This is a genomic window from Listeria ivanovii subsp. londoniensis, assembly GCF_000763495.1.
GTDB lineage: Bacteria > Bacillota > Bacilli > Lactobacillales > Listeriaceae > Listeria > Listeria londoniensis.
Genome location: NZ_CP009576.1, coordinates 1,451,768 through 1,475,408 on the forward strand (window position 1 = coordinate 1,451,768; position 23,641 = coordinate 1,475,408).

19 protein-coding genes are annotated in these 23,641 nt (G+C 36.6%); 17 read left to right on the top strand and 2 right to left on the bottom strand.

The window, feature by feature from the left end; translation table 11 throughout:
* Positions 1–69: 69 nt before the first annotated feature.
* The 10 genes from dprA to JL53_RS07200 all read left to right on the top strand — a co-directional run bounded on the left by dprA (position 70) and on the right by JL53_RS07200 (position 10,343).
* Positions 70–930 (top strand): DNA-processing protein DprA, encoded by an 861-nt coding sequence (gene dprA, locus JL53_RS07155; RefSeq protein WP_003719543.1) that lies wholly within the window; start codon positions 70–72, stop codon positions 928–930.
* A gap of 269 nt (positions 931–1,199) precedes the next feature.
* On the top strand, positions 1,200–3,278 hold the full coding sequence (gene topA / locus JL53_RS07160) for a type I DNA topoisomerase (protein ID WP_038407211.1): 2,079 nt from the start codon (positions 1,200–1,202) through the stop codon (positions 3,276–3,278).
* 64 nt (positions 3,279–3,342) lie between these two features.
* Entirely contained in the window at positions 3,343–4,647 is a 1,305-nt protein-coding gene (trmFO, locus tag JL53_RS07165) for an FADH(2)-oxidizing methylenetetrahydrofolate--tRNA-(uracil(54)-C(5))-methyltransferase TrmFO (RefSeq protein WP_038407212.1), read from the top strand.
* Between the two features lie 285 nt (positions 4,648–4,932).
* Positions 4,933–5,835 carry a tyrosine recombinase XerC gene (xerC, locus tag JL53_RS07170; RefSeq protein ID WP_003719547.1) on the top strand — a complete coding sequence of 301 codons (903 nt, stop codon included), beginning with the start codon at positions 4,933–4,935 and terminating at the stop codon, positions 5,833–5,835.
* Positions 5,836–5,855: 20 nt separating this feature from the next.
* Positions 5,856–6,395, top strand: a complete 540-nt coding sequence (gene hslV / locus JL53_RS07175) for an ATP-dependent protease subunit HslV (RefSeq protein WP_038407213.1) — start codon at positions 5,856–5,858, stop codon at positions 6,393–6,395.
* Between the two features lie 13 nt (positions 6,396–6,408).
* Entirely contained in the window at positions 6,409–7,818 is a 1,410-nt protein-coding gene (hslU, locus tag JL53_RS07180) for an ATP-dependent protease ATPase subunit HslU (RefSeq protein WP_038407214.1), read from the top strand.
* A gap of 20 nt (positions 7,819–7,838) precedes the next feature.
* Positions 7,839–8,618, top strand: coding sequence for a GTP-sensing pleiotropic transcriptional regulator CodY (codY, locus tag JL53_RS07185; protein ID WP_003719550.1), 780 nt, complete (start codon positions 7,839–7,841; stop codon positions 8,616–8,618).
* A gap of 96 nt (positions 8,619–8,714) precedes the next feature.
* Positions 8,715–9,134 (top strand): acyl-CoA thioesterase, encoded by a 420-nt coding sequence (locus JL53_RS07190; protein WP_038407215.1) that lies wholly within the window; start codon positions 8,715–8,717, stop codon positions 9,132–9,134.
* A 22-nt stretch (positions 9,135–9,156) separates the two neighbouring features.
* The gene (locus JL53_RS07195) at positions 9,157–9,471 is read left to right on the top strand and encodes a hypothetical protein (RefSeq protein WP_003719552.1); all 315 of its coding nucleotides are present in this window, start codon (positions 9,157–9,159) and stop codon (positions 9,469–9,471) included.
* Positions 9,471–10,343 (top strand): aldose 1-epimerase family protein, encoded by an 873-nt coding sequence (locus tag JL53_RS07200; RefSeq protein WP_038407216.1) that lies wholly within the window; start codon positions 9,471–9,473, stop codon positions 10,341–10,343. Before JL53_RS07195 ends, JL53_RS07200 begins: the two co-directional genes overlap by 1 nt.
* Before the next feature lie 40 nt (positions 10,344–10,383).
* Here the strand turns inward: JL53_RS07200 and plsY are convergent, their stop codons facing one another.
* Positions 10,384–10,980, bottom strand: coding sequence for a glycerol-3-phosphate 1-O-acyltransferase PlsY (gene plsY, locus JL53_RS07205; protein WP_003719554.1), 597 nt, complete (start codon positions 10,978–10,980; stop codon positions 10,384–10,386).
* Between the two features lie 157 nt (positions 10,981–11,137).
* Between plsY and JL53_RS07210 the strand changes: the two genes are divergently transcribed.
* The 5 genes from JL53_RS07210 (at position 11,138) to JL53_RS07230 (ending at position 18,925) form a co-directional block, all read left to right on the top strand.
* Entirely contained in the window at positions 11,138–11,545 is a 408-nt protein-coding gene (locus tag JL53_RS07210; RefSeq protein ID WP_038407217.1) for a CoA-binding protein, read from the top strand.
* A 179-nt stretch (positions 11,546–11,724) separates the two neighbouring features.
* Complete coding sequence (parE, locus tag JL53_RS07215; protein ID WP_003719556.1) at positions 11,725–13,692, top strand: DNA topoisomerase IV subunit B; 1,968 nt, start codon at positions 11,725–11,727, stop codon at positions 13,690–13,692.
* Positions 13,689–16,148 carry a DNA topoisomerase IV subunit A gene (gene parC, locus JL53_RS07220; RefSeq protein ID WP_038407218.1) on the top strand — a complete coding sequence of 820 codons (2,460 nt, stop codon included), beginning with the start codon at positions 13,689–13,691 and terminating at the stop codon, positions 16,146–16,148. Before parE ends, parC begins: the two co-directional genes overlap by 4 nt.
* A gap of 80 nt (positions 16,149–16,228) precedes the next feature.
* Complete coding sequence (locus JL53_RS07225; RefSeq protein ID WP_003719558.1) at positions 16,229–16,696, top strand: S-ribosylhomocysteine lyase; 468 nt, start codon at positions 16,229–16,231, stop codon at positions 16,694–16,696.
* 348 nt (positions 16,697–17,044) lie between these two features.
* Positions 17,045–18,925 carry a LapB repeat-containing protein gene (locus tag JL53_RS07230; RefSeq protein ID WP_038407219.1) on the top strand — a complete coding sequence of 627 codons (1,881 nt, stop codon included), beginning with the start codon at positions 17,045–17,047 and terminating at the stop codon, positions 18,923–18,925.
* Positions 18,926–18,957: 32 nt separating this feature from the next.
* Here JL53_RS07230 and JL53_RS07235 read toward each other — a convergent pair whose 3' ends face one another.
* Positions 18,958–20,817 (bottom strand): acyltransferase family protein, encoded by a 1,860-nt coding sequence (locus JL53_RS07235; protein ID WP_003719561.1) that lies wholly within the window; start codon positions 20,815–20,817, stop codon positions 18,958–18,960.
* 209 nt (positions 20,818–21,026) lie between these two features.
* On the opposite strand from JL53_RS07235, the gene JL53_RS07240 reads away from it, so the two are divergent.
* Both JL53_RS07240 and JL53_RS07245 read left to right on the top strand, forming a co-directional pair.
* Positions 21,027–21,734, top strand: coding sequence for a glycerophosphodiester phosphodiesterase (locus JL53_RS07240; protein WP_003719562.1), 708 nt, complete (start codon positions 21,027–21,029; stop codon positions 21,732–21,734).
* A gap of 220 nt (positions 21,735–21,954) precedes the next feature.
* Positions 21,955–23,631 carry a glycerol-3-phosphate dehydrogenase/oxidase gene (locus tag JL53_RS07245; RefSeq protein ID WP_038407220.1) on the top strand — a complete coding sequence of 559 codons (1,677 nt, stop codon included), beginning with the start codon at positions 21,955–21,957 and terminating at the stop codon, positions 23,629–23,631.
* The last annotated feature ends 10 nt before the right edge of the window (positions 23,632–23,641 follow it).

Consider the following 23,641-nt stretch of genomic DNA (forward strand, 5'->3'; position numbering starts at 1 on the left):
GTATTTTAGCGATTGTACAAATAGACCAGATATTTGTACACTGGGGTTAACTACTAGGAGGTGCACTTATTGAATTTTAAAGAACGAATCGCATGGTTGAAAATTGCGAGTTGCCAGTCAATCTCTGCTAAAAAAAGAGCTGAAATTTGGCAGAATCTTTCTGACTTTGACCATTGGGAAATGCAAACAGAAGAATTTGTTGCTCACTTTTTTAATGAGGACAAAGCTAGCCAAGTAATTGGTGAGTTGGAATGTGCCGAAGTATTTTCTGACGATGAAATAACGATTATATATATACTTGATGATAATTACCCACCTTTATTAAAAGAAATTTATGAAGCACCACCACTTTTATTTTGCAAAGGAAATATTAACTTATTTCAAGAGCAAGCGATTGCTGTGGTTGGGACAAGGCGGATGAGCGACTATGGTCGAAAAGCCTGCAAGACAATTGTAGGAGAGCTGGCCCATCAAAGTTTGACAATTGTTAGTGGGCTCGCCAATGGAATAGATACAGAGGCACATATGGCTTCTTTGGGAATTAATAAAAATACCATCGCGGTACTAGGTTCGGGAATAAAGAATATTTACCCTAAAAAGAACACGCTGCTTGCGGAAGAAATATCACAGAAAGGTTTGCTTATAAGTGAATATTTGCCTAACGAAGCAGCAAGGCGTTGGTATTTCCCTGAACGCAATCGGATTATTAGCGGACTAGCACTAGGAACGGTAATAATTGAAGCTGCCGAAAGAAGTGGCTCACTTATCACAGCTGATTTTGCCCTTGAACAAAATCGACAAGTTTTTGCTGTTCCAGGCAACATTTTTATCGACACTTGGAGGGGGACGAATAACCTAATTCAAGAAGGAGCAAAATTGGTTACAAATGGAAACAATATAATAGAAGAATTTTTTCAAATCAGCCATTAAAAGCAGTGAAATTACCTTTTCTGAGTGATTTGACTTGCATTTCCTGATTTTTTAAGATAAGTTTGCTAAAGAAAGCTGAAAAAAATATAAAATAATGACTTTTTAATTAAAGCCATTGACAAACTCAGTAGGAAGGGCTAATATTTATTACTGAATTATGTGAAAAGTCAGCAATGCAAACTTATTGAACGCGAGGCTAGGACTGTAATCTTTTTATTGCAACTAGTAAAGCCCGTGTATTGACCCAAATCAGGGAGGAATATATTAATATGGCAGATTATTTAGTGATTGTAGAGTCACCTGCAAAAGCAAAAACAATTGAAAAGTATTTAGGAAAGAAATTTAAAGTGAAAGCGTCCATGGGTCATGTTAGAGACTTACCAAAAAGTCAGATGGGTGTTGATACAGAACATGACTATGAACCAAGGTATATCACTATTCGTGGTAAAGGTCCTGTTTTAAAAGAATTAAAGCAAGCCGCTAAAAAAGCAAAAAAAGTCTATCTCGCGGCCGATCCAGATCGCGAAGGAGAAGCAATTGCATGGCATTTGGCGAACAGTCTAGACTTAGATCAATCAGACAAATTGCGAGTGGTATTTAACGAAATTACGAAAGAGGCAGTAAAAGAATCATTTAAAACTCCTCGAAAAATAGATATGGACTTAGTAAATGCACAGCAAGCTAGGAGAATATTGGATCGTTTAGTTGGTTACAATATCAGCCCGATTTTATGGAAAAAAGTAAAAAAAGGCTTGAGTGCAGGCCGTGTTCAATCAATTGCACTTCGAATTATCATTGACAGAGAAAAAGAAATCAATAATTTCAAACCGGAAGAATATTGGACAATTGATGGTAATTTCCTTAAAGGTAAGAAAAAATTCCAAGCTAATTTTTATGGCGTAAATGGTAAGAAGAAAAAGCTTTCAACCGCTGATGATGTAAAAGAAGTTATGTCCGCAATTAGAGGGAAATCATTCGATGTTACGGATGTAACCAAAAAAGAACGACTTAGAAATCCAGCTGCACCATTTACTACATCTAGTCTACAACAAGAAGCAGCAAGGAAATTAAATTATCGTACACGTAAAACAATGATGCTTGCTCAACAATTATATGAAGGTATTACGCTTGGAAAACAAGGTACTGTTGGATTGATAACCTATATGCGTACTGACTCTACTCGTATTGCGGATTCAGCTATTTTAGAAGCAGGTAATTATATTAAAGAAACATACGGACCTGAATTTTCTCGGAATCACAAACGTTCTGATAAAAATGCAAAAGGTGCTCAAGATGCCCATGAAGCAATTCGTCCAACAAGTGCAATGAGAAGCCCGCAAGCAGTGAAAGAATATCTGACGCGTGATCAGCTTCGCTTGTACCGCTTGATTTGGGAACGATTTATTGCCAGCCAAATGACACCAGCTGTTCTGGATACAATGCGTGTTGATTTAGATAATAATGGTGTGAATTTTAGAGCTAATGGATCAAAAATCAAGTTTCATGGCTTTATGAAAGTTTATGTAGAAAGCAATGATGATAATACGGAAGAAAAAGAGAATATTTTACCTGATTTGAAAAAAGGCGATAAGGTACAGTCGGAATCACTTGAACAGCGCCAGCATTTTACTCAGCCGCCTCCCCGTTATACAGAGGCAAGATTAGTTAAAACACTGGAAGAAATAGGAATTGGACGACCATCTACCTATTCACCTACATTAGATACAATTCAGCGGAGAAATTATGTATCCTTGACCAATAAACGTTTCATTCCAACTGAATTAGGTGAAATCGTCAATGAAATGATTGAAGAATACTTCCCAGAAATTTTAGATGTGAAATTCACAGCTAATATGGAAAGCGAGTTAGATGAAGTAGAGCATGGACAAGTAGAATGGGTCAAAGTAATTGATGAGTTTTATAAACAATTCGAGCCAAATGTGATTAAAGCTGATGCCGAAATGGAAAAAATTGAAATTAAAGATGAACCTGCTGGTATCGACTGTGATCTTTGCGGAGCGCCAATGGTATATAAAATGGGTAAATATGGAAAATTCCTTGCTTGTAGCAGATTCCCTGATTGCCGAAATACCAAAGCGATTGTAAAAGAAATTGGTGTTACTTGTCCTAAATGCGAGAAAGGGCATGTTATCGAAAGAAAGAGCAAGAAAAAACGAATTTTTTATGGTTGCGATCGCTATCCAGATTGTGATTATGTTTCATGGGATAAACCAGTAGAACGAGCTTGTCCAAAATGTAATGAACGAGCACTTGTAGAAAAGAAACTGAAAAAAGGTGTACAAGTTCAATGTACCAACTGCGATTATAAAGAATCAACACAACAATAACTAGTCAAAATGGCAGCACTAGGGGTTCCTTTGTGTTGCCATTGTTGCGCGAGGAGGCGGACAAATGGGAAAAAAAGTAAATGTAATTGGAGCAGGGCTAGCTGGAAGTGAAGCAGCGTGGCAATTAGTGAAAAGAGGAATAAAGGTTGATTTATATGAAATGCGACCGGTAAAACAAACACCGGCACATCACACAGATAAATTTGCAGAACTTGTTTGCACCAACTCATTGCGAGCTAACGGCTTAACAAATGCGGTGGGCGTGATAAAAGAAGAAATGCGGATACTTGAATCAATTATTATTGAAGCAGCTGATAAGGCTTCTGTACCAGCGGGAGGAGCGCTTGCGGTTGATCGTCATGAATTTTCTGGTTATATTACAGACAAAGTGAAAAATCATCCACTTGTTACGGTACACACGGAGGAAGTAACGACTATTCCAGAAGGCCCAACGATTATTGCAACTGGTCCATTAACAAGTCCAGCACTTGCGGAAGAAATAAAACATTTAACAGGTGAAGAGTATCTTTATTTTTATGATGCAGCGGCCCCAATTATTGAAAAAGATAGTATTAATATGGATAAAGTATATTTAAAATCCAGATATGATAAGGGGGAAGCAGCCTACTTAAATTGTCCGATGTCGGAAGAAGAATTCAAGGCTTTTTATGAGGCACTTGTTACTGCTGAAACGGCAGCACTGAAAGAATTTGAAAAAGAAGTATTTTTCGAGGGGTGTATGCCGATAGAAGTGATGGCAAAGCGTGGTATTAAAACCATGTTATTTGGACCGCTAAAACCAGTAGGATTGGAAAATCCAGAAACAGGTAAGAGGCCCTACGCAGTATTGCAATTGCGTCAAGATGATGCAGCTGGGACACTTTATAATATGGTTGGTTTCCAAACCCATCTAAAATGGGGGGAGCAAAAACGTGTATTTGGTATGATTCCAGGATTAGAAAATGCAGAAATCGTACGTTATGGTGTGATGCACCGGAATACATTTATTAATTCGCCAACTGTTCTTAAACCAACTTACCAACTTAAATCAAGAGATGACTTATTCTTCGCAGGACAAATGACTGGTGTTGAAGGCTATGTAGAGTCCGCGGCTAGTGGACTTGCTGCTGGAATTAATGCGGCTCGTTTTGTAGAAAACAAAGAATTAATCTTATTCCCAAAAGAAACGGCAATCGGAAGTTTAGCACATTATATAACTAGTGCGAGCAAAAAATCATTTCAACCAATGAACGTGAATTTTGGGTTATTTCCAGAGTTAGCTTCCAAAATCCGTGTAAAACAAGAACGTAACGAAAAATTAGCAGAAAGAGCCCTAAGTGCAATAAAAGGGGTTGCAGAACAATTATAAAAACACTATAATGATTTAGGGCTATTAATTGCTGCTCTTTTCATCATGATTTTCACTTTTCAGTTTTTCAAAAGAGTTAATTAAGATGAAAAGGCAGTTTTTCTTTCAAATAAATGGTCTAGACAATTATGTGAAACTCAATGTGGTTTTTTTCACAAAAGAAAAGCTAATTATTTAAATTGATTGTAAAAACGGATTAATTCGAAAAGTTGCGAAAAATGGATAAAATCATTGCAACTAGTATGTTGATATGTTAACATGATAGTGTTTGAGAGGTGTATTAGCATGAATCAAGAAGGCAAGTGGGAGCAGATGTTTCTTGACTATCTTCATTCAGAACGAAATTATTCTGAAAACACAAGTACCGCTTATGAAAATGATTTGCTTGATTTTCGTCGTTTTTTAAATGAACAAGCTATTACCCAATACAAACAGGTTACTTTTCTAGATGTTCGAATTTATTTAACTGAATTAAAGCAAAAATCTTTTTCTCGAACGACAGTAGCTAGGAAAATTTCAAGTTTACGGAGTTTTTACACTTTTCTTTTAAGAGAAAATGTTATTACTGAAAATCCGTTTACTTATGTGTCACATGCGAAAAATCAGCTAAGGCTTCCTAAGTTTTTCTATTCAGAAGAAATGGAAGCTTTGTTTCAAGTGGTTTATGAAGACAATGAAACGCTTACAATTCGGGATAGAGTTCTTTTGGAGGTATTGTATGGCACTGGAATTCGGGTGAGCGAGTGTGCAGGGATTTTATTAACAGATATTGACCAGACTTATCAAGCAATTCTTATCCGAGGAAAAGGGAATAAAGAGCGATATGTGCCTTTTGGTGTGTATGCGGAAGACGCGATTACGGATTATTTGGATTGCCGATTAGCATTAATGAAACGTTTTAACAAAACACATGATTCACTATTAATCAACCACTACGGGGATCCACTTACAACAAGAGGCATTCGATATTGCTTAACAAAAATAATAAGTAAAGCATCACTCACACGAAAAATTCATCCTCATATGTTGCGCCATACATTTGCGACAGATTTGCTTAATAATGGTGCAGATATGCGGACTGTCCAGGAATTACTTGGGCATGCAAGCTTATCATCTACACAAATTTATACACACGTTACGAAAGAGCATTTAAAATCTACCTATATGAAACATCATCCGAGAGCTTAAATTTGGAGGAGGTTATGGAAATGGAACTACATGCTACAACGATATTTGCAGTCCATCACGACGGAAAAGCCGCAATGGCAGGAGATGGTCAAGTAACGCTCGGAGAATCTGTTGTTATGAAACACACCGCAAAAAAAGTTCGTCGTCTTTTTCATGATAAAGTAATTGCTGGTTTTGCTGGTTCAGTTGCCGATGCATTTACATTATTTGAAAAATTCGAAGCAAAACTTAATGAATATAATGGTAATTTGGAAAGAGCATCCGTAGAACTAGCTCAACAATGGCGTAGTGACAGTGTTTTACGCAAACTAGAAGCGATGCTGATCGTTATGGATAAAGATACCTTGCTACTTGTTTCTGGTACAGGTGAAGTTATCGAACCAGATGATGGGATTTTAGCGATTGGTTCTGGTGGGAACTATGCTCTTGCTGCAGGTCGAGCGCTGAAACGACATAATGGTGGACAAATGGAAGCCAAAGATATCGCACGCCATGCACTAGAGATTGCTTCAGAAATTTGTGTTTTTACAAACGATCAAATTACGGTAGAAGAGCTTTGAAGGAGTGATTAATTTGACAAATCAAATGCTAACGAGCCAGTTGACACCTAAACAAATTGTCGAAAAACTGGATCAATATATTATTGGGCAAACCGGCGCGAAAAAATCAGTTGCGGTAGCACTTCGAAATCGGTATCGCAGACAACTTATGGATGAAGCTATTCGTGATGAAATCATTCCGAAAAATATTTTGATGATTGGACCAACTGGAGTCGGAAAAACTGAGATTGCTCGACGGATTGCCAAAATTGTTCGAGCGCCATTTTCAAAAGTAGAAGCAACAAAATTTACAGAAGTAGGCTATGTTGGTCGGGATGTGGAATCTATGGTTCGTGATTTAGTAGAGGTTTCTGTTCGTTTAGTGAAAGAAGAAAAAATGCAACTAGTGCGTGTCAAAGCAGAAAAAAATGCTGAAAAACGCCTTATTAAATTACTAGCACCAAGTCAAAAGAAAAAACAAACGGCATCCCCAAATCCAATAGAAGCACTATTCGGCGGGATGAATCAACAGGAAGAACCAGATGAAGAAGAAGTGGATCAAGAATTAAAAAATAAACGCAGCCAAATCGAATGGCGCCTTCAAAACGGTGAACTTGATGATGAAATCGTGACAGTGGAAGTAAAAGAACAACAAAATCCAATGTTAGATATGATGCGCGGGGCTGGAATGGACCAAATGAATGGTATGCAAGATGCGCTGTCAGGAATGTTCCCAGCAAAGAAGAAAAAACGAAAAGTTACTGTTCGAGAAGCGAAAAAAATCCTTTTTGAAGATGAAGCATCAAAACTTATAGATGCGGAAGAATTAGCGGCAGAAGGAATTCATCGTGCAGAACAAATGGGCATGATTTTCATTGATGAAATTGATAAAATCGCCAGCAAAGAAGGCGGTGGAAATGCTCAGGTTTCTAGAGAAGGTGTTCAAAGAGACATTTTACCTATCGTTGAGGGGTCGCAAATTTCTACTAAATATGGTACAGTCAACACGGAGTATATTTTGTTCATTGCAGCTGGAGCTTTTCATATGTCGAAGCCGAGCGATTTAATTCCCGAACTTCAAGGGCGTTTTCCAATTAGAATTGAACTAGATAAATTAACTCAAGAAGATTTCTACAAGATTCTCACTGAACCGGACAACGCGCTTATTAAACAATACAAAGCCCTGCTTAAAACAGAGGGAATTGAATTGATTTTCACCAAAGAAGCTGTCGAGCGAATTGCAGAAATTGCTTTCCAAGTGAATCAAGATTCTGATAATATTGGAGCAAGAAGACTTCATACCATTTTGGAAAAACTTCTGGAAGATTTGCTTTTTGAAGCACCGGAAATTAATATGGAATCAGTGAAAGTAACAGAAAACTATGTAAATGAAAAACTTGCACCTATCATGAAAAACAGAGATTTAACTCAATTTATTTTATAAAATACTAGGAGGATCTAATAATGACTTTATTAGAAAAAACAAGAAAAATTAATGCAATGTTACAAAATGCTGCAGGAAAAACAGTAAACTTTAAAGAAATGGCAGATACATTAACAGATGTAATTGAAGCAAATACTTATATCGTAAGCCGTAAAGGTAAATTGCTTGGCTATTCAGAAGTACTTCCAATTGAGAATGAACGTATGAAACAAATGCTTACAGAACGTCAATTCCCGGAAGAGTATACGCAAAGCCTTTTCAATGTAGGTGAAACTTCTTCTAATCTGGAAGTATCCAGTCAATATACAGCTTTCCCGATTGAAAATAGTGATTTATTTACAAAAGGATTAACGACAATTGTACCTATCGTCGGTGGTGGTGAACGCCTTGGAACTTTAATTTTATCTCGTTTAGAAAGTAATTTTACGGATGATGATTTACTACTAGCTGAATATGGTGGAACCGTAGTTGGTATGGAAATTTTACATGAAAAAGCAGAAGAAATTGAAGAAGAAGCGCGTAGCCGTGCAGTAGTACAAATGGCAATTAGTTCTCTTTCTTATAGTGAGTTAGAAGCAATTGAACATATTTTTGATGAATTAAATGGTAAAGAAGGCTTGCTTGTTGCTTCTAAAATTGCAGACCGTGTTGGTATTACACGTTCTGTTATCGTTAATGCACTTCGTAAATTAGAAAGTGCGGGTGTTATTGATTCTCGTTCACTAGGAATGAAAGGTACATTTATCCGTGTGTTAAATGATAAATTCCTTGTTGAACTTGAAAAATTGAAAAATAACTAAAATTTGTAAAGCTTTCTCTGAAAATATTCAGGGGAAGCTTTTTTTTATCGGCTTTGGTAAAATAAGAAGGAAGAAGTTGTGACTGGAGGAATGAAAATGGAAATTGCCGAAACAATAATTGAAGTACGTTATGCGGAAACAGACCAAATGGGAGTTGTTTATCATAATAATTACCTAGTTTGGATGGAGATTGGTCGCACAAGACTAATTGAACAATTAGGTTTCCGTTATTTTGATATGGAAGAGGCGGGATACCTATCTCCAGTGTTAGATGTGCATATCCATTACGGGAAACCCTTGCGTTATGGACAAAAGGCAGTTGTCAAAACATGGATAAAAGGGTATGATGGACTTCGTGTTACCTATGGGTATGAAATTTGTTATGAAGACACGAAAGAAATTGCGATTACAGGTGAAACAGCGCATGTATGTGTAACAAAAGAAGATTTTCGACCTGTGTCCTTGAGAAGAATATTTCCGAATTGGCATAAAGCCTATCTAAAAGCATTAGAATAAATAAGACTGGTAGTGATAAAAAATGGCTTTTGGTGTAAAGCGTGATGAAATGGATATATGGAAAGAAAAAGCAAGTCGTGGAGAGATAGCAATTATTACACATTATTGGCTAGATGATCGGTTTCCTGATTCCAAAACAGTAACCAAAGTTGCTTGTTCTGATTTGAAAAAATTACAGCAATGGGGAAAAAAATATGGACTTGCACCAGACTGGATTGATAATCGTCGAAAAAACATCCCGCATTATGATTTGTTTGGAGAAATGCAATTAGTTGTGCTGAAACAAGAGCATGAATGGGAACAAATCGAGCGGTTTCATTTGGAGGAGAAAGAATAATGATTAAACTGGAAAATGAAATAATACTCATAGAAATGAAAGAGGCTGGAGCTGAATTAACACGGATTTTCCGAAAAGATACTGGTTTAGAATATTTATGGAACGCGGACAGTAAGTTTTGGGGGCGCCATTCACCAGTGTTATTTCCGACAGTAGGAAGATTAGTAGAAGATACTTATTTTGTGGAGGGCAAACCATATCATTTAGGACAACATGGTTTTGCTCGTGACCGTGAATTCAAAGTGGTTGAACAAACGGAAAATAAAATTCGTTTTGAACTGGATTCAGATGAAGCTTCTTTGAAAATTTATCCATACCAATTTAAGTTGTCGATTAGTTATACATTAGAAAAAAATACCGTAGCTGTTTCTTTTGAAGTAGAAAATACAGATACCAAACGAATGTATTTCTCGATAGGAGCACATCCTGCTTTTAATTTGCCACTTATTGAAGGTACAGATTTTGAAGATTATTATTTAGATTTTGGAGCAAAGGAGAACTTAGAGACACTTTGTTTAGAAGGGGCTTATCGTAACGGAGAAATCAAAAATATTACGAAAGAGCCAACACAAAATTTACCACTGAATTATGACCTATTTAAAAATGATGCGCTTATTTTTGAAGCATTGAACAAAAAAGAAGTAACTATTAAATCTGATAAAACATCCCATTTTGTTAAGGTATCATTTCCTGAATTTCCTTTCGTTGGGATATGGACTGCAAGAGCAGGCACGCCTTTCCTTTGTATTGAACCTTGGTATGGAATTGCAGATGGCATAGGTGAATCAGTGGAACTTCGAGATAAAGCTGGAATTGAGCATTTAGAACCAGAAGCAGTATTTTCTTCTGAATATCAAATTACAGTAGGATAAATCAAAACCCAGAAGCAAAAATGAGCTTCTGGGTTTTATGTTACATCCATTTAATTTTAGGTTCTTCGCCGTTACGAATACGATTAATATTTGCTCTGTGACGCCAAATAACAAAAATAGCAATACAAGCAACTAGGATAATTAAAATCCAATCTCCTAAGAAAAATGAAATAAGGAGTGCGGCAAGTGCGCCAATCATGGAACTAAGAGATACATATTTGCTTAGCTTTAGTGTAACTAAGAATACAACTAATGCAGCTATAAATAATAGTGGTGCATAAGCAAGGATAACCCCGGCAGATGTAGCAACTGCTTTTCCACCGCGAAAACCTGCGAACAGTGGGAAACTATGACCAATAATAGCGAAGGCTCCAGTAAGTAACCAGAAATGATGGTCGACATTTAATTGAACGAAAAATGGAAGTAAAGTTGCAACGGTTCCTTTTAAAATATCCATTATTGTTACGATGCTACCAGCTTTGACTCCTAAGACTCGAAAAGCATTGGTTGCACCTAAGTTTCCACTACCAAAATCTCGAATATCTTTCTTGTAAAATATTTTTCCAATCCATAAACCAGATGGTATCGATCCGATAACATAGGCTAACAATGAAAGCAAAATCAAGTTAATTGTCATTTTTAAACCCCTCAAGTAGAAATGATGTTTTCCATAAAGAATTATAGCATAAAAAAGAGATGTTTGGCTAAATTGTAAGAAGAAATCACGATGAAAAGTTGAAAAAAACCAAAAAATAGCTTATGATTAGAAAGAATAATAGGGGGCGATTAGACTAATGCAAAATCCAACAAGAGAAGAAATCAATCAGATTTTAAAACAAGCAATAGTAATCGCAGTCATTGGCCTGAGTGATAAGCCAGACCGCACAAGTTATCAGGTAACGCAACTAATGCAGCAAGCGGGGTACAAAATTATACCGGTAAACCCTAATGCAGATGAGATACTTGGTGAAAAAGCAGTGAAGCAATTAAGCGATATTAAAGAACATGTGGATATTGTTAATGTCTTTCGTCGGTCAGAGTTTTTACCCGAAATTGCGAAAGCATTTGATAAGATAGATGCAGATGTATTTTGGGCACAACTTGGCATTTTTAATCAAGAAGCATTTGATTTTTTGGCGGAAAAAGGATATCCTACTGTCATGGATTATTGCATTAAGGTTGCTTATCAAGAAATGGATTAAATAACAGACCATTTTGGGAGGAAGCAGGTTCTTATAGCAGAGCCTGTTTTTTTATGAAAAAGAAATTGTCACTAAACTATCACTTTATTAATTAGCTAGTTAATGCTATTCTGATAAAGTGGTTTTCAGCGAACAACAACAAACGCTAGAGATTGATGGAATGAAGGGAGTTTTGAAGTATGAATCGGAATGAGTATAATGATGATTCTATTCAGGTGCTTGAAGGGCTAGACGCAGTTCGGAAACGCCCAGCGATGTATATTGGCTCAACAGATGTACGCGGGCTGCACCATTTAGTATATGAGATTGTAGATAATTCGGTCGATGAGGCCCTTGCAGGATTTGGTAAGAAAATAGTTGTCACACTTCACGATGATGGTAGTGTAAGTGTAAGTGATGAAGGGCGCGGGATGCCTGTCGGGATGCACAAAACTGGTAAATCAACTGTAGAAGTTATTTTGACAGTACTTCATGCCGGTGGTAAATTCGGGCAAGAAGGCGGTTATAAAACTAGTGGGGGACTTCATGGTGTGGGTTCATCAGTTGTAAATGCGCTTTCTGAATGGTTAGTCGTAACGATTAATCGTGAAGGGGCAACTTATGAGCAACGATTCAAAAATGGTGGGAAACCAGATGGAACACTAAAAAAAATCGGTAAGTCAAAAGCAACAGGAACAACTATTCGCTTTAAACCAGATCCAGCCATCTTCCCAACCACTTCCTATAACTATGAAACACTTTCTGAACGTTTAAGAGAGTCAGCATTTCTTCTTAAAGGCATGCTGATTCAGTTAATTGACGAACGTGTCGGTATGGCAGAGTCTTTCCATTTTGAAGAAGGGGTGAAAAACTTTGTTGAATATATTAATGAAGGCAAAGATGTTCTTCATCCAGTAGCAAGCTTTGAAGGCGAAAATGCGACAATTGAAGTCGAAATGGCCTTCCAATTCAATGATGGCTATTCAGAAAATATTTTAAGTTTTGTAAACAATGTCCGGACGCGTGGAGCAGGTTCTCATGAATCAGGTATGAAAGCTGCGATGACACGAATTTTTAATGACTACGCTCGTCGTGTTAACTTACTCAAAGAAAAAGAGAAAAATTTAGAAGGTAGTGATATTCGCGAAGGTTTATCCGCTGTGCTTTCTATTCGTGTACCAGAAAAAATTCTTCAATTTGAAGGTCAAACAAAAGAAAAATTAGGGACCCAGGAAGCTCGTCAGGCGGTTGATGCTGTAGTGGCTGAACATTTAGCTTACTTTCTCGCTGAAAACCCTGAAACAAGCTCTCTTCTCGTTAAAAAGGCAGTGAAAGCCCGTGAAGCAAGAGAAGCTGCCAGAAAAGCGCGTGAAGAAACGCGGAATGGTAAGAAAAAGAAACGTTCCGAAACACTTCTTTCTGGAAAATTGACACCAGCCCAGTCTAGAAATCCAAATAAAAACGAACTTTATCTTGTCGAAGGAGACTCGGCAGGTGGCTCAGCTAAACAAGGACGAGACCGTCGTTTCCAAGCTATTTTGCCGCTTCGAGGAAAAGTAATTAATACGGAAAAAGCAAAACTACAAGATATTTTAAAAAATGAAGAAATTAGCACGATTATCCATACAGTAGGCGCAGGAGTTGGCACGGAGTTTGACGTGGCAGATTGTAACTATGACAAAGTGGTTATTATGACTGATGCCGATACGGACGGAGCACATATTCAAGTGTTATTATTAACGTTTTTCTATCGTTACATGCGCCCGCTTGTTGAAGCTGGAAAAGTGTTTATTGCTTTGCCGCCACTATATAAAGTAAGCCGTGGTTCTGGTAAAAAAGAAGTGATTGAATACGCTTGGACAGATGAAGAATTAGACTCTGCCATTCAAAAAATTGGAAAAGGCTATATGATTCAACGTTACAAAGGTCTTGGTGAAATGAATGCTGACCAACTTTGGGAAACAACGATGAATCCAGATACGCGTACTTTAATTCGTGTACGTGTTGACGACACGGCTCGTGCAGAACGCCGCGTAGCAACACTGATGGGAGACAAAGTGGAACCAAGACGAAAATGGATTGAAAAGCATGTTGAGTTTTCTATGGAAGATAACCAAAATATTTTAGAAAATGAAAACATGATGGTTGAGGAGGCGAAAGACATTTGAGTAATCCAGAACAACATATCCAAGACTTAGCTCTAGAAGAAGTTATGGGCGATCGTTTTGGTAGATATAGTAAATATATTATTCAAGAACGGGCACTTCCAGATGTTCGTGATGGACTTAAACCTGTACAACGCCGGATTTTATTTGCCATGAATGTAGAAGGGAATACATCCGAAAAAGGTTTCCGTAAATCAGCTAAAACGGTCGGAAATGTCATCGGGAATTACCATCCACATGGAGACTCCTCTGTATATGAAGCGATGGTTCGGATGAGTCAAGACTGGAAAGTACGAAATATGCTGATTGAAATGCACGGAAACAACGGTAGTGTAGATGGTGATCCACCTGCAGCAATGCGTTATACCGAAGCGCGACTATCACCAATTTCAGCAGAACTTTTACGTGATATCGAAAAAGAAACAGTTGATTTTATTCCAAACTTTGATGATACTTCTAGTGAACCAACTGTATTACCAGCACGCTTTCCTAATCTTTTAGTGAATGGATCTACAGGTATTTCTGCTGGTTATGCGACGGACATACCTCCTCACAACCTAACTGAAATTATCGAAGCAGTTATTAAACGGCTTGATAAACCGCTTTCGACTACTGAAGAAATTATGAAAATTGTTAAAGGACCAGATTTCCCAACAGGCGGAATTATTCAAGGGATTGATGGTATCCGTAAAGCCTATGAAACTGGTAAAGGCCGCGTAGTTGTCAGATCCAAAACCGAAATTGAAGATATCCGTGGTGGTAGAAAACAAATTACTATTCATGAAATTCCATATGAAGTAAATAAGGCTAATTTAGTGAAACGCATGGATGAACTTCGCATTGAGAAGAAAATTGAAGGTATTTCAGAAGTACGCGATGAAACAGACCGTACTGGACTTCGAATTGCTGTCGAGCTGAAAAAAGACGCCAATGCAGAAGGTGTGCTGAATTACCTGTTTAAAAATACCGACTTACAAGTAAGCTATAATTTCAATATGGTTGCCATTCACAACAAACGTCCAGAACTAATGGGAATTATTCCAATGTTAGATGCATATATCGAACACCAAAAAGAAATTATTACGAAGCGTTCAGAGTATGATATTAGAAAAGCACGCGCTCGTCAGCATATTTTAGAAGGATTAATTAAAGCTTTATCGATTTTGGATGAAGTTATTAAACTAATTCGTGGTTCGAAAGATAAACGAGATGCAAAGCTGAACTTGCAAACAACTTACGATTTCAGTGAAAAGCAAGCTGAAGCAATCGTTTCTTTACAACTTTATCGTTTAACCAATACCGATATTCATGAACTTCAAAGTGAAGCAAAATCACTTGCTGAACAAATTAGCGTATTAGAAAAAATCTTAGGTGATGAAGCGGAACTTGTGGCTGTTTTAAAAGCAGAATTAAGCGAAATTAAGAAAAAATACAAGACGCCGCGCCGGACGGAAGTACAAGCAGAAATAGCAGAAATCAAAATCGATACAGAAGTGCTAGTTGCCAACGAGGATGTTATTGTATCTGTTACGAAAGAAGGTTATGTGAAGCGTACAAGTCAACGTTCTTATGCTGCATCAAATGGTAAAGAACTGGCAATGAAAGAAGCTGATCATGCAATCTTTATTAAAAAAATGAATTCACTTGAATCCCTTTTATTATTTACAAGTAAAGGGAACTTCATATACCGGCCAGTTCATGAGTTACCAGATATTCGCTGGAAAAACTTAGGAGATCATGTTAGCCATCTAGCAAGTGATTTATCTGCAGGTGAGGAAATTCGTTCAGTCATCGACATTCCAGCCTTTACAGAAGAACACCGATTTTTATTTGTTACGAAAAACGGGATGACCAAGCAGTCTTTAATCACCAATTATAAGCCACAACGCTATTCGAAATCGATGATGGCTATTAAGTTAAAAGATGACGATGAACTTTTAAATGTGCATCTAATTGATGGAACAGAAGATATTTTTCTTGCAACAAAAAATGGGTATGGATTGCGATATCCGATTACCGAAATTCCAGAATCTGGTGCTAGAACGGCTGGTGTAAAGGCAATCAACCTAAAACAAGATGATAAAGTAGTTGGTGGGATAGTTCTTTCGTCAAATGATCCAAAACATATCGTCCTTGCTACACAACGCGGTTCCCTGAAACAAATGAAAGCAAGTGAATTTGAACCAATCTCTAGAGCAAAACGTGGCTTACTAATGTTACGAGAATTGAAGAATAATCCACATCGTTTTATTGGTATCACGCTTGCTGACAATAAAGATCACTTGTTTATTGAAACAAACACAGACCAAATTGTTGAAATTGACGTAGCTAATCTTCGTGTAACAGATCGTTATTCTAATGGATCCTTTGTGTTAGATGAAACGATGGAAGGTGAACCAGTCTCCATTTGGCTCGATATACCAGAAATAAAAGATACAACAGATTCTAAAGAGGAATAAGAAAAGGATCTTTGCTTATAAAATAGGCAAAGATTCTTTTTTTTGATATAATGGCAAAGAATAAGAGGAGGGGTATTTAAGTGGCAGAAAAAATGAATGTAGAAAGTTTTAATTTAGATCATACAAAGGTTAAAGCACCTTTTGTTAGGTTAGCAGGAACAAAAGTAGGCGAGCGTGGTGATGAAATTTATAAATATGATGTACGGTTTAAACAACCAAATAAAGAACATATGGAAATGCCAGCACTTCATTCGCTAGAGCATTTAATGGCAGAACTTGCTAGAAATCACACCGATAAATTAGTAGATATTAGCCCCATGGGATGCCAAACTGGTTTTTATGTCTCCTTTATTAACCATAAGGATTATGATGAGGCGCTTGAAATTCTAGCTACTACTTTAACTGATGTCTTAGCAGCTACCGAAGTACCAGCATGCAATGAAGTACAATGTGGTTGGGCAGCAAGTCATAGCTTAGAAGGTGCTCAGTCTTTAGCATCGGAATTTCTAGCAAAAAGAGCCGAATGGAAAAATGTATTTGGCGAATAACTTATATAGCAGAAAACTCTATTTCGATTTTAAATGGATATAGGGTTTTTTGTTTGGAATGTCCTGAAATAGTAAACGTCACATATTTGTCAAAAAATGTTCACAAAGTAATTTTATTAAATCTGTTGCGAAATAACGCATGAAAAGCCAACTGTTGATAACATTTATAATTTGTCAACCCTTTTTTGCACAAATCAGCTATGTAGTTTATTATATAGATGGTTTGTTCACAATTCCTCCATTGTAGCTAATTTATGCCAGGATTATAATAACATCATTAACAGTTAATAAAAAATATTAACGTTAAAGAGGCAATAAATTTATACGCATAGAGAGGGATAACAACTTATGACAATCAAATCAACTATAGTAAAAATTGGCGTTTGTTGCGCGATGGTGATTGTTCCTGCTACACAAACAGCGCTACCAGTTTTTGCTGCAGACCAAACGAAGCTTACAACAAGTCAAGACACAGTAAATATTCCAGACACAGCGTTTAAAACTTATTTAAATGGTTTATTAGGACAACCTAGTACAGCAAATATTACAGAAGCACAAATGAATACAATAAAAACTATTTCTTTAAATAACCTAAATATAACTGATTTAACAGGTCTTGAATATGCACACAATTTAACCGTTCTTTCTATCAATAATATTAATGCTAATAGTTACAGCCAAATAGAGCAGTTAACAAGTTTACAAAGACTTACAATCATGGGAACGGATGTCACTTCTAATCAAATTCCCGATTTAAGTAATCTAGTTAATTTGCAAGTGCTTGACCTTTCTCACTGTAAATTAGACGATTCTATATTTACTAAAATTAATAATTTGCCAAAAGTATTGTCTATGGACCTTAGCTACAACCCCAAAATTACAAATATAATGGAACTAAAAAGTTTACCCGAGTTAAAAAGTTTAAACATTCAATTCTGCGGGGTTCACGACTATCGTGGAGTAGAAGATTTTCCTAAATTAACCACTCTATCTGCTTATGGTCAAGCGGTTGGCGGTTCGGAATTGATTACATCCACTATCAAAAGTAGTGTATTGACTTTTGATGAAGAAAATAAAACTTTATATATACCATTTAGTATAATGACAGAACGTCCAGTAAATTTTGATGGTTATACACCTGACTTCCTTAAATCAACTTCTAGTAGAGACACCTATTTTACAATGAATGACCAAGTAGTAGATGGAAGTCGTTTAACGATTACAAGTGAAGGGTTAACAGTAAATGGAATCAGCAAAACTGATTTCGATAATTTAGAAAAAATGGAGTATAATGCGAGAGTGGACCTCAGTTATGGAAGCTATAATGCTCCTCCTAACATGACAATGGGTTCATATACTATCTCTTCACCAACATATGATCATTATTTTGATATTGACCATTCATTAAATATTGTAGCTGATCAAGAAATGTCTTGTATTGAATACCAATCTATCACAGAAGAACAGTTTTTAGCTGATATTCATGCGGAAACAGATGATGGATCAGTAGTTACAAGTGATTTTACTGAGAAAGTAGATTTTTCTAACCCAGGGACATATACTGTTACTTTGCAATCAGAAAATAATGCAGGTCTGAAAGCGGCACCTGTTCAAGTAGAATTTATAGTTCTAGCAAAAACAGCCATTACAGCAGAGCCGGAAATCACTTACGAGATAGATGCGACTAAAGATGAAGCACAATTTTTGGATGATGTTGCAGCAAAAACAAATGATGGAACAGTTGTAACAAGTGATTTTAAAGAAGTCGTCAATTTAGCTAAATCAGGTGAATACATCGTCACTTTACATGCAACAAATGATAAACAAAGTGCTGATCCAGTCCAAGTTACCGTGAAAATTCCAGAGATGACAACAGTTCCGGGTGTGACACCTTCACCTGATGCAACTGCAAGTGTGACACCAAAAACGGAGACAAGTACACCAAATCAATCAGCTACTCCAAGTGTTGCACCTAAGTTTGGACAAGAAGAAGTAGCAAGCGCTGACTTAGCTTCACCTGATTTAAAAGCTACAACTAAATCAAAAGCGGATATAACTAAATCAGAAAAAGTAACTTCCAAAACGATAAAAGCACAAGAAAAAGCTGAAATTAAAACAAATACAGCTAAGAAAGACTTACCTAAAACAGGTGATTCGTTACCATTACAATCTGTAACTATTGGTCTTTTACTAGTAGCAATTAGTCTATTAATTTCACGTAAAAAATAAAAATAACAATCCGTCCATTTAAGGGCGGATTGTTATTTTTTCATAGCATTAGTTAGCAAGGTTACATATGCTTCAGAACCACTTTTGGTTAAATGGACGCCATCTTCGCCAAAATATTGTGGGTTATTTATAGCTTGCGAATACCAATCAACTACAGTTACATTCGATTTATCAGCTGCATTTGCAATACTCTTGTTTACTTCTGCTTCCCAACCACGAGGTACTTTTGTATTAACGAGGTAGATTGAAGCTTTATCGAATTGATTTAAAAGAGTGTCTAATTGTGATTCAGTGAATGGTCCATTGGTTCCAAGCTCAAGGATAACCGCACTTCCAGAAGCATTATACTTTTTATAACCAGTAGCTGTGGTTATTGCATCTCTTAATTGCCGACCAACAAGACCGTCAATCGTAATATTTGGCACCGCTTCTTTTAGATATGGCTCGATGTCAATCATTAAAGAATCGCCAATTGCGAGAGTTTGGGTATAAGGAATAGTCCCGTTCGAAGCAATTGGTTTACTTTTCCCAGTAGGTGTTTTTTCAGGTGGTTTTGCTGTTTCTGTATTCTTTTTAGTTTTTTTATCATCCGTCGCTTTTTTAGATGGCGACTTCTTGCTGTCGGATGAAGATGTTTTTATGGAAGTCGTTTGTTTCTCAGCATTTGTATTAACAGGTAAAATATTAGTCATTCCAAGAGCGAATAGAGCTAGTATAGTTACGAGTCCAGTAATTCCAAGCCATTTTCCAACAGGCTTATTTTTCCAAACAAAATAGTTTTTGTCTTTGAAACTCTTGAAATAATTGATAAAACCATTTTTTCGAATAGGCGTTTCAATAAATCGGAAGGAAAGCTCGGCAATAATAAAGGTGGCAGCAACTTGTAAAATCGCTCGCCAGATATTAGGTTGGCCAACTTCAAAGACAGGAGTCGTTAATGTAATAATAGGATAATGCCATAAATAGATTCCATAAGAACGAGTTCCAATCCATCTTAGCGGTTTAAAACTAAAAACTTTACTTAAGTAAGATGCTGGATGTGAGATAGTGGCAATCATAGTTACGCCGATAATGGCTACAAACAGTAATCCACCACGGTATAAGAATGGTTGATATTCACTCACGAATGCTGTAAATACAAAGAAAAGTAAAATGCTGAGAGTTCCAACAATATTTAAAACTGCTTTACTTCTTTTTGGAACAACAGGGCTTAGCCGATTAAAAGGCCAAACAAAGGCAAGGGCGCATCCTGCTAGTAAATCAAATGCGCGAGTATCCGTTCCATAATAAACACGACTTGGATCAGTTCCTGGATCATACAGAACAGTCATCCAAATAGCAGAAAGAAGTCCAAGACCGATAACGATTTTTAAAAGTAATTTTGGATTTTTTACCCACCGTAAAAATACAAGTAAAAAAGCTGGCCAAATTAAATAGAATTGCTCTTCAATTGCGAGTGACCATAAATTTTTAAGTGGTGAAGGAAGCCCGAACGAATCGAAATAGGAAACGTCGTGGAAGATAAACCACCAATTACTTACATAGAAGAAAGAGGCGATAGCGTCACCACGTAGATTTTTTAAAATTTCAGGGTGGAATAAAACCGAATAGATGACAACAACGACAATCATTATATATACAGCTGGAATAAGGCGCCTAAAACGTCTCAACCAAAATTGTTTTAATTGAAGGGTTTGTGTTTTTTCCCATTGTGTTAATAAAATATTGGTAATTAAGTAGCCCGATAATACGAAAAATATGTCGACTCCAATGAATCCACCTTTTGCCCAACTGAAATTTAGATGATAGGCAATGACTGCAATAACAGCGAGCGCTCGAAGTCCGTCAATACTCGGAACATATTTTCTATTGTAGCGAGTAGTTCTTTTCAAAATAACATCTCCTAAATGTAATAAATGATTCTATGTGCAACCTTAGACAGAGATAAGAAAGCCTTCTGTTTCAAGCTCCATACTATAATAACACAGATAAATCAAGAAGTAAGTTAAAAAGACAGTTTTATTTATTGATTTTAATAATTTGAGTATATTGACTTATTTTTGTTATAGTAAAAATAAACTAAAAGTTTGGAGGGAGTATTATGACAGAGGTTTTTGCTCATCGCGGTAGTAGTGGAACACACCCTGAAAATTCTTTGCCGGCAATGAAAGAAGCGATAAATTCGGGGGCAGATGGAATTGAATTAGACATTCATGTACTCAAAACTGGAGAATTAATTGTGATGCATGATGAAAAAGTAGATCGGACAACAAATGGATCAGGATATTTAAAAGATTTTACGCTTTCTGATGTAAAAAAATTAACCATTGGCAGGCGTCTATTTCGCAAAATACGCGTGCCAACTTTAGAAGAGGTTTTTACTTTAATTGGAAATTCGGGCGTTATACTTAATATTGAATTAAAAACAGACATATTTGAATATCAGGGAATCGAACAAAAAGTAGTCGATTTAGCAAAGAAATATCCTCATGCTAAAGTCATGTACTCCTCCTTTAATTCAGAGACATTAGTTCGATTACGAGAGTTAGATAGTACATCCAGATTAGCACTTATTACACATGAAAACTTGGATGCTGTTTTAGATTTACATAAAAAAATCCATCTAGATGCCGTGCACCCGCCAATCAAAGCGAAAAATAATCCGGTTTTAAAAGAAATTCCTGTCCGATATTGGACAGTAAATAAAGAGGAGGATATGGCATATTTTTGTGCTATTAAAGTCAAAGGGATGATGACGGATTTCCCAGAGAAAGCAGTTGCGATAAGAAAAACTATCAATAATCAGTGAGCAGAACGCTTTTATTCTAGCTAGTTAAAAGCTATAATAATAGCAAGTTAATAAATATTATTGTCTGAGATTTGGAGAGACTGCAAAAGGCGAGCGCAATCGTCTTATTTTGCAGTCTCTTTTGTTTTTTTGCCTTATCAAGTTTCAGTTAGACAGAAAAGTGGAAAAGTGACAAGAAGGCATAATGCAGATGGTAAACAATTTGAAAGGGGTAGTCAAAATGGTACAATTATTTTCAGCATTTGACAGAGAAACAATTGAAAGAAATCTACAAGAGGAGAAATTTGATTTAGTCATTGTTGGCGGAGGAATTACTGGCGCTGGAATAGCACTTGACGCAACGGCAAGAGGTATGAGTGTGGCACTTGTCGAAATGGGTGACTTCGCTAGTGGGACTTCAAGCCGTTCTACAAAATTAGTACATGGTGGCTTACGTTATTTACAACAATTTGAAATTAAAGAAGTGGCTGACTTAGGGAAAGAACGAGCAATCGTTTACGAAAATGGGCCGCATGTAACTACCCCTGAGTGGATGATGCTTCCCTTCCATAAAGGCGGAAATATGGGTAAAACAACGGCATCTTTTGGGATTCGCCTATATGATTATCTAGCAGGTGTTAAGAAAAATGAGCGTCGTAAAATTTTAAGCGCTAAAGAAACATTAGCTAAAAATCCATTCGTTAAAAAAGAAGGTTTAAAAGGTTCAGGGTATTATGTAGAGTACCGTACGGATGATGCTCGTTTAACGATTGAAGTTATGAAAAAAGCAGTAGAATTAGGAGCTAATGCCATTAATTATACAAAAGCAGAACATTTTTTATATGATGACAATAAACAAGTAGTTGGTATTACTGTAACGGACCTTTTATCTGGTAAAGCTTATGATATTAAAGGACACCGCGTTATTAATGCTGCAGGTCCTTGGGTTGATAAAGTAAGAAAACTAGACTACGCAACCAATAATAAACACTTGCGCCTAACAAAAGGAATTCATTTAGTTATCGATAAACAAAAATTTCCGATGGAACAAGCAGTTTACTTTGATACACCAGATGGCCGGATGGTCTTTGCAATTCCTCGTGATAAAAAAGTATATGTTGGGACAACAGACACCGTTTATGAAGAGACGGTAATCAATCCAAAAGCACTAGAATCCGATCATAATTATGTCATTAAAGCCATTAATTATATGTTCCCAGATGTTCACATAACCGAAAAAGATATTGAGTCTAGTTGGGCTGGTGTTCGTCCATTAATTTATGAAGAAGGAAAAGATCCATCAGAAATTTCTCGTAAAGATGAAGTTTGGTTTTCTGAAAGTGGCTTAATTACGATGGCTGGTGGGAAATTAACTGGATACCGGAAAATGGCTGAAAAACTATTAGATGATGTCTCTAAAAATTTAGCAAAAGAAACAGGAAAGAAATACAAACCCGTGCAAACGAAACATTTACCAATTTCCGGTGGAGACATAGGTGGTTCCGAACAATTAGAAGCATTCCTTTCGAAAAAAGCGAAAGAAGGAAATAATCGTTTTGGTTGGACATTGGAAGAAGGAAGAGAAATTGCTAAACGTTTTGGTAGCAATATTGATCAACTATTTACCTATGCGCAAGAACATAAAGATACAAATGAAACTACCTTGCCTAATAGTTTATATGCAGAGTTACGCTATTCGATTCAACATGAAGCCGTAACGACCCCGGTAGATTTTTTACTTCGCCGGACAGGTTATTTGCTTTTCGACATGCCATACTTGCTTGAATGGAAAGATGCGGTAGTTGATGAAATGGCGAAACAATTCCACTGGGACGAAGAAACAAAACAAACTTATATAGAGGAATTAAATACGCAAATAAATGATGCCAGAGAACCTGCTGATTGGCATGATAGATAAAATTAAATAC

What these genes read in the sequence shown, in the direction of transcription:
- codY (WP_003719550.1), top strand. Translation starts at nt 7,839, where the DNA reads ATGACTTTATTAGAAAAAACAAGAAAAATTAATGCAATGTTACAAAAT.
- parE (WP_003719556.1), top strand. Translation starts at nt 11,725, where the DNA reads ATGAATCGGAATGAGTATAATGATGATTCTATTCAGGTGCTTGAAGGG.
- JL53_RS07240 (WP_003719562.1), top strand. Translation starts at nt 21,027, where the DNA reads ATGACAGAGGTTTTTGCTCATCGCGGTAGTAGTGGAACACACCCTGAA.
- trmFO (WP_038407212.1), top strand. Translation starts at nt 3,343, where the DNA reads ATGGGAAAAAAAGTAAATGTAATTGGAGCAGGGCTAGCTGGAAGTGAA.
- JL53_RS07245 (WP_038407220.1), top strand. Translation starts at nt 21,955, where the DNA reads ATGGTACAATTATTTTCAGCATTTGACAGAGAAACAATTGAAAGAAAT.
- JL53_RS07200 (WP_038407216.1), top strand. Translation starts at nt 9,471, where the DNA reads ATGATTAAACTGGAAAATGAAATAATACTCATAGAAATGAAAGAGGCT.
- plsY (WP_003719554.1), bottom strand. Translation starts at nt 10,980, where the DNA reads ATGACAATTAACTTGATTTTGCTTTCATTGTTAGCCTATGTTATCGGA.
- hslV (WP_038407213.1), top strand. Translation starts at nt 5,856, where the DNA reads ATGGAACTACATGCTACAACGATATTTGCAGTCCATCACGACGGAAAA.
- JL53_RS07230 (WP_038407219.1), top strand. Translation starts at nt 17,045, where the DNA reads ATGACAATCAAATCAACTATAGTAAAAATTGGCGTTTGTTGCGCGATG.
- JL53_RS07195 (WP_003719552.1), top strand. Translation starts at nt 9,157, where the DNA reads ATGGCTTTTGGTGTAAAGCGTGATGAAATGGATATATGGAAAGAAAAA.
- JL53_RS07190 (WP_038407215.1), top strand. Translation starts at nt 8,715, where the DNA reads ATGGAAATTGCCGAAACAATAATTGAAGTACGTTATGCGGAAACAGAC.
- JL53_RS07210 (WP_038407217.1), top strand. Translation starts at nt 11,138, where the DNA reads ATGCAAAATCCAACAAGAGAAGAAATCAATCAGATTTTAAAACAAGCA.
- xerC (WP_003719547.1), top strand. Translation starts at nt 4,933, where the DNA reads ATGAATCAAGAAGGCAAGTGGGAGCAGATGTTTCTTGACTATCTTCAT.
- topA (WP_038407211.1), top strand. Translation starts at nt 1,200, where the DNA reads ATGGCAGATTATTTAGTGATTGTAGAGTCACCTGCAAAAGCAAAAACA.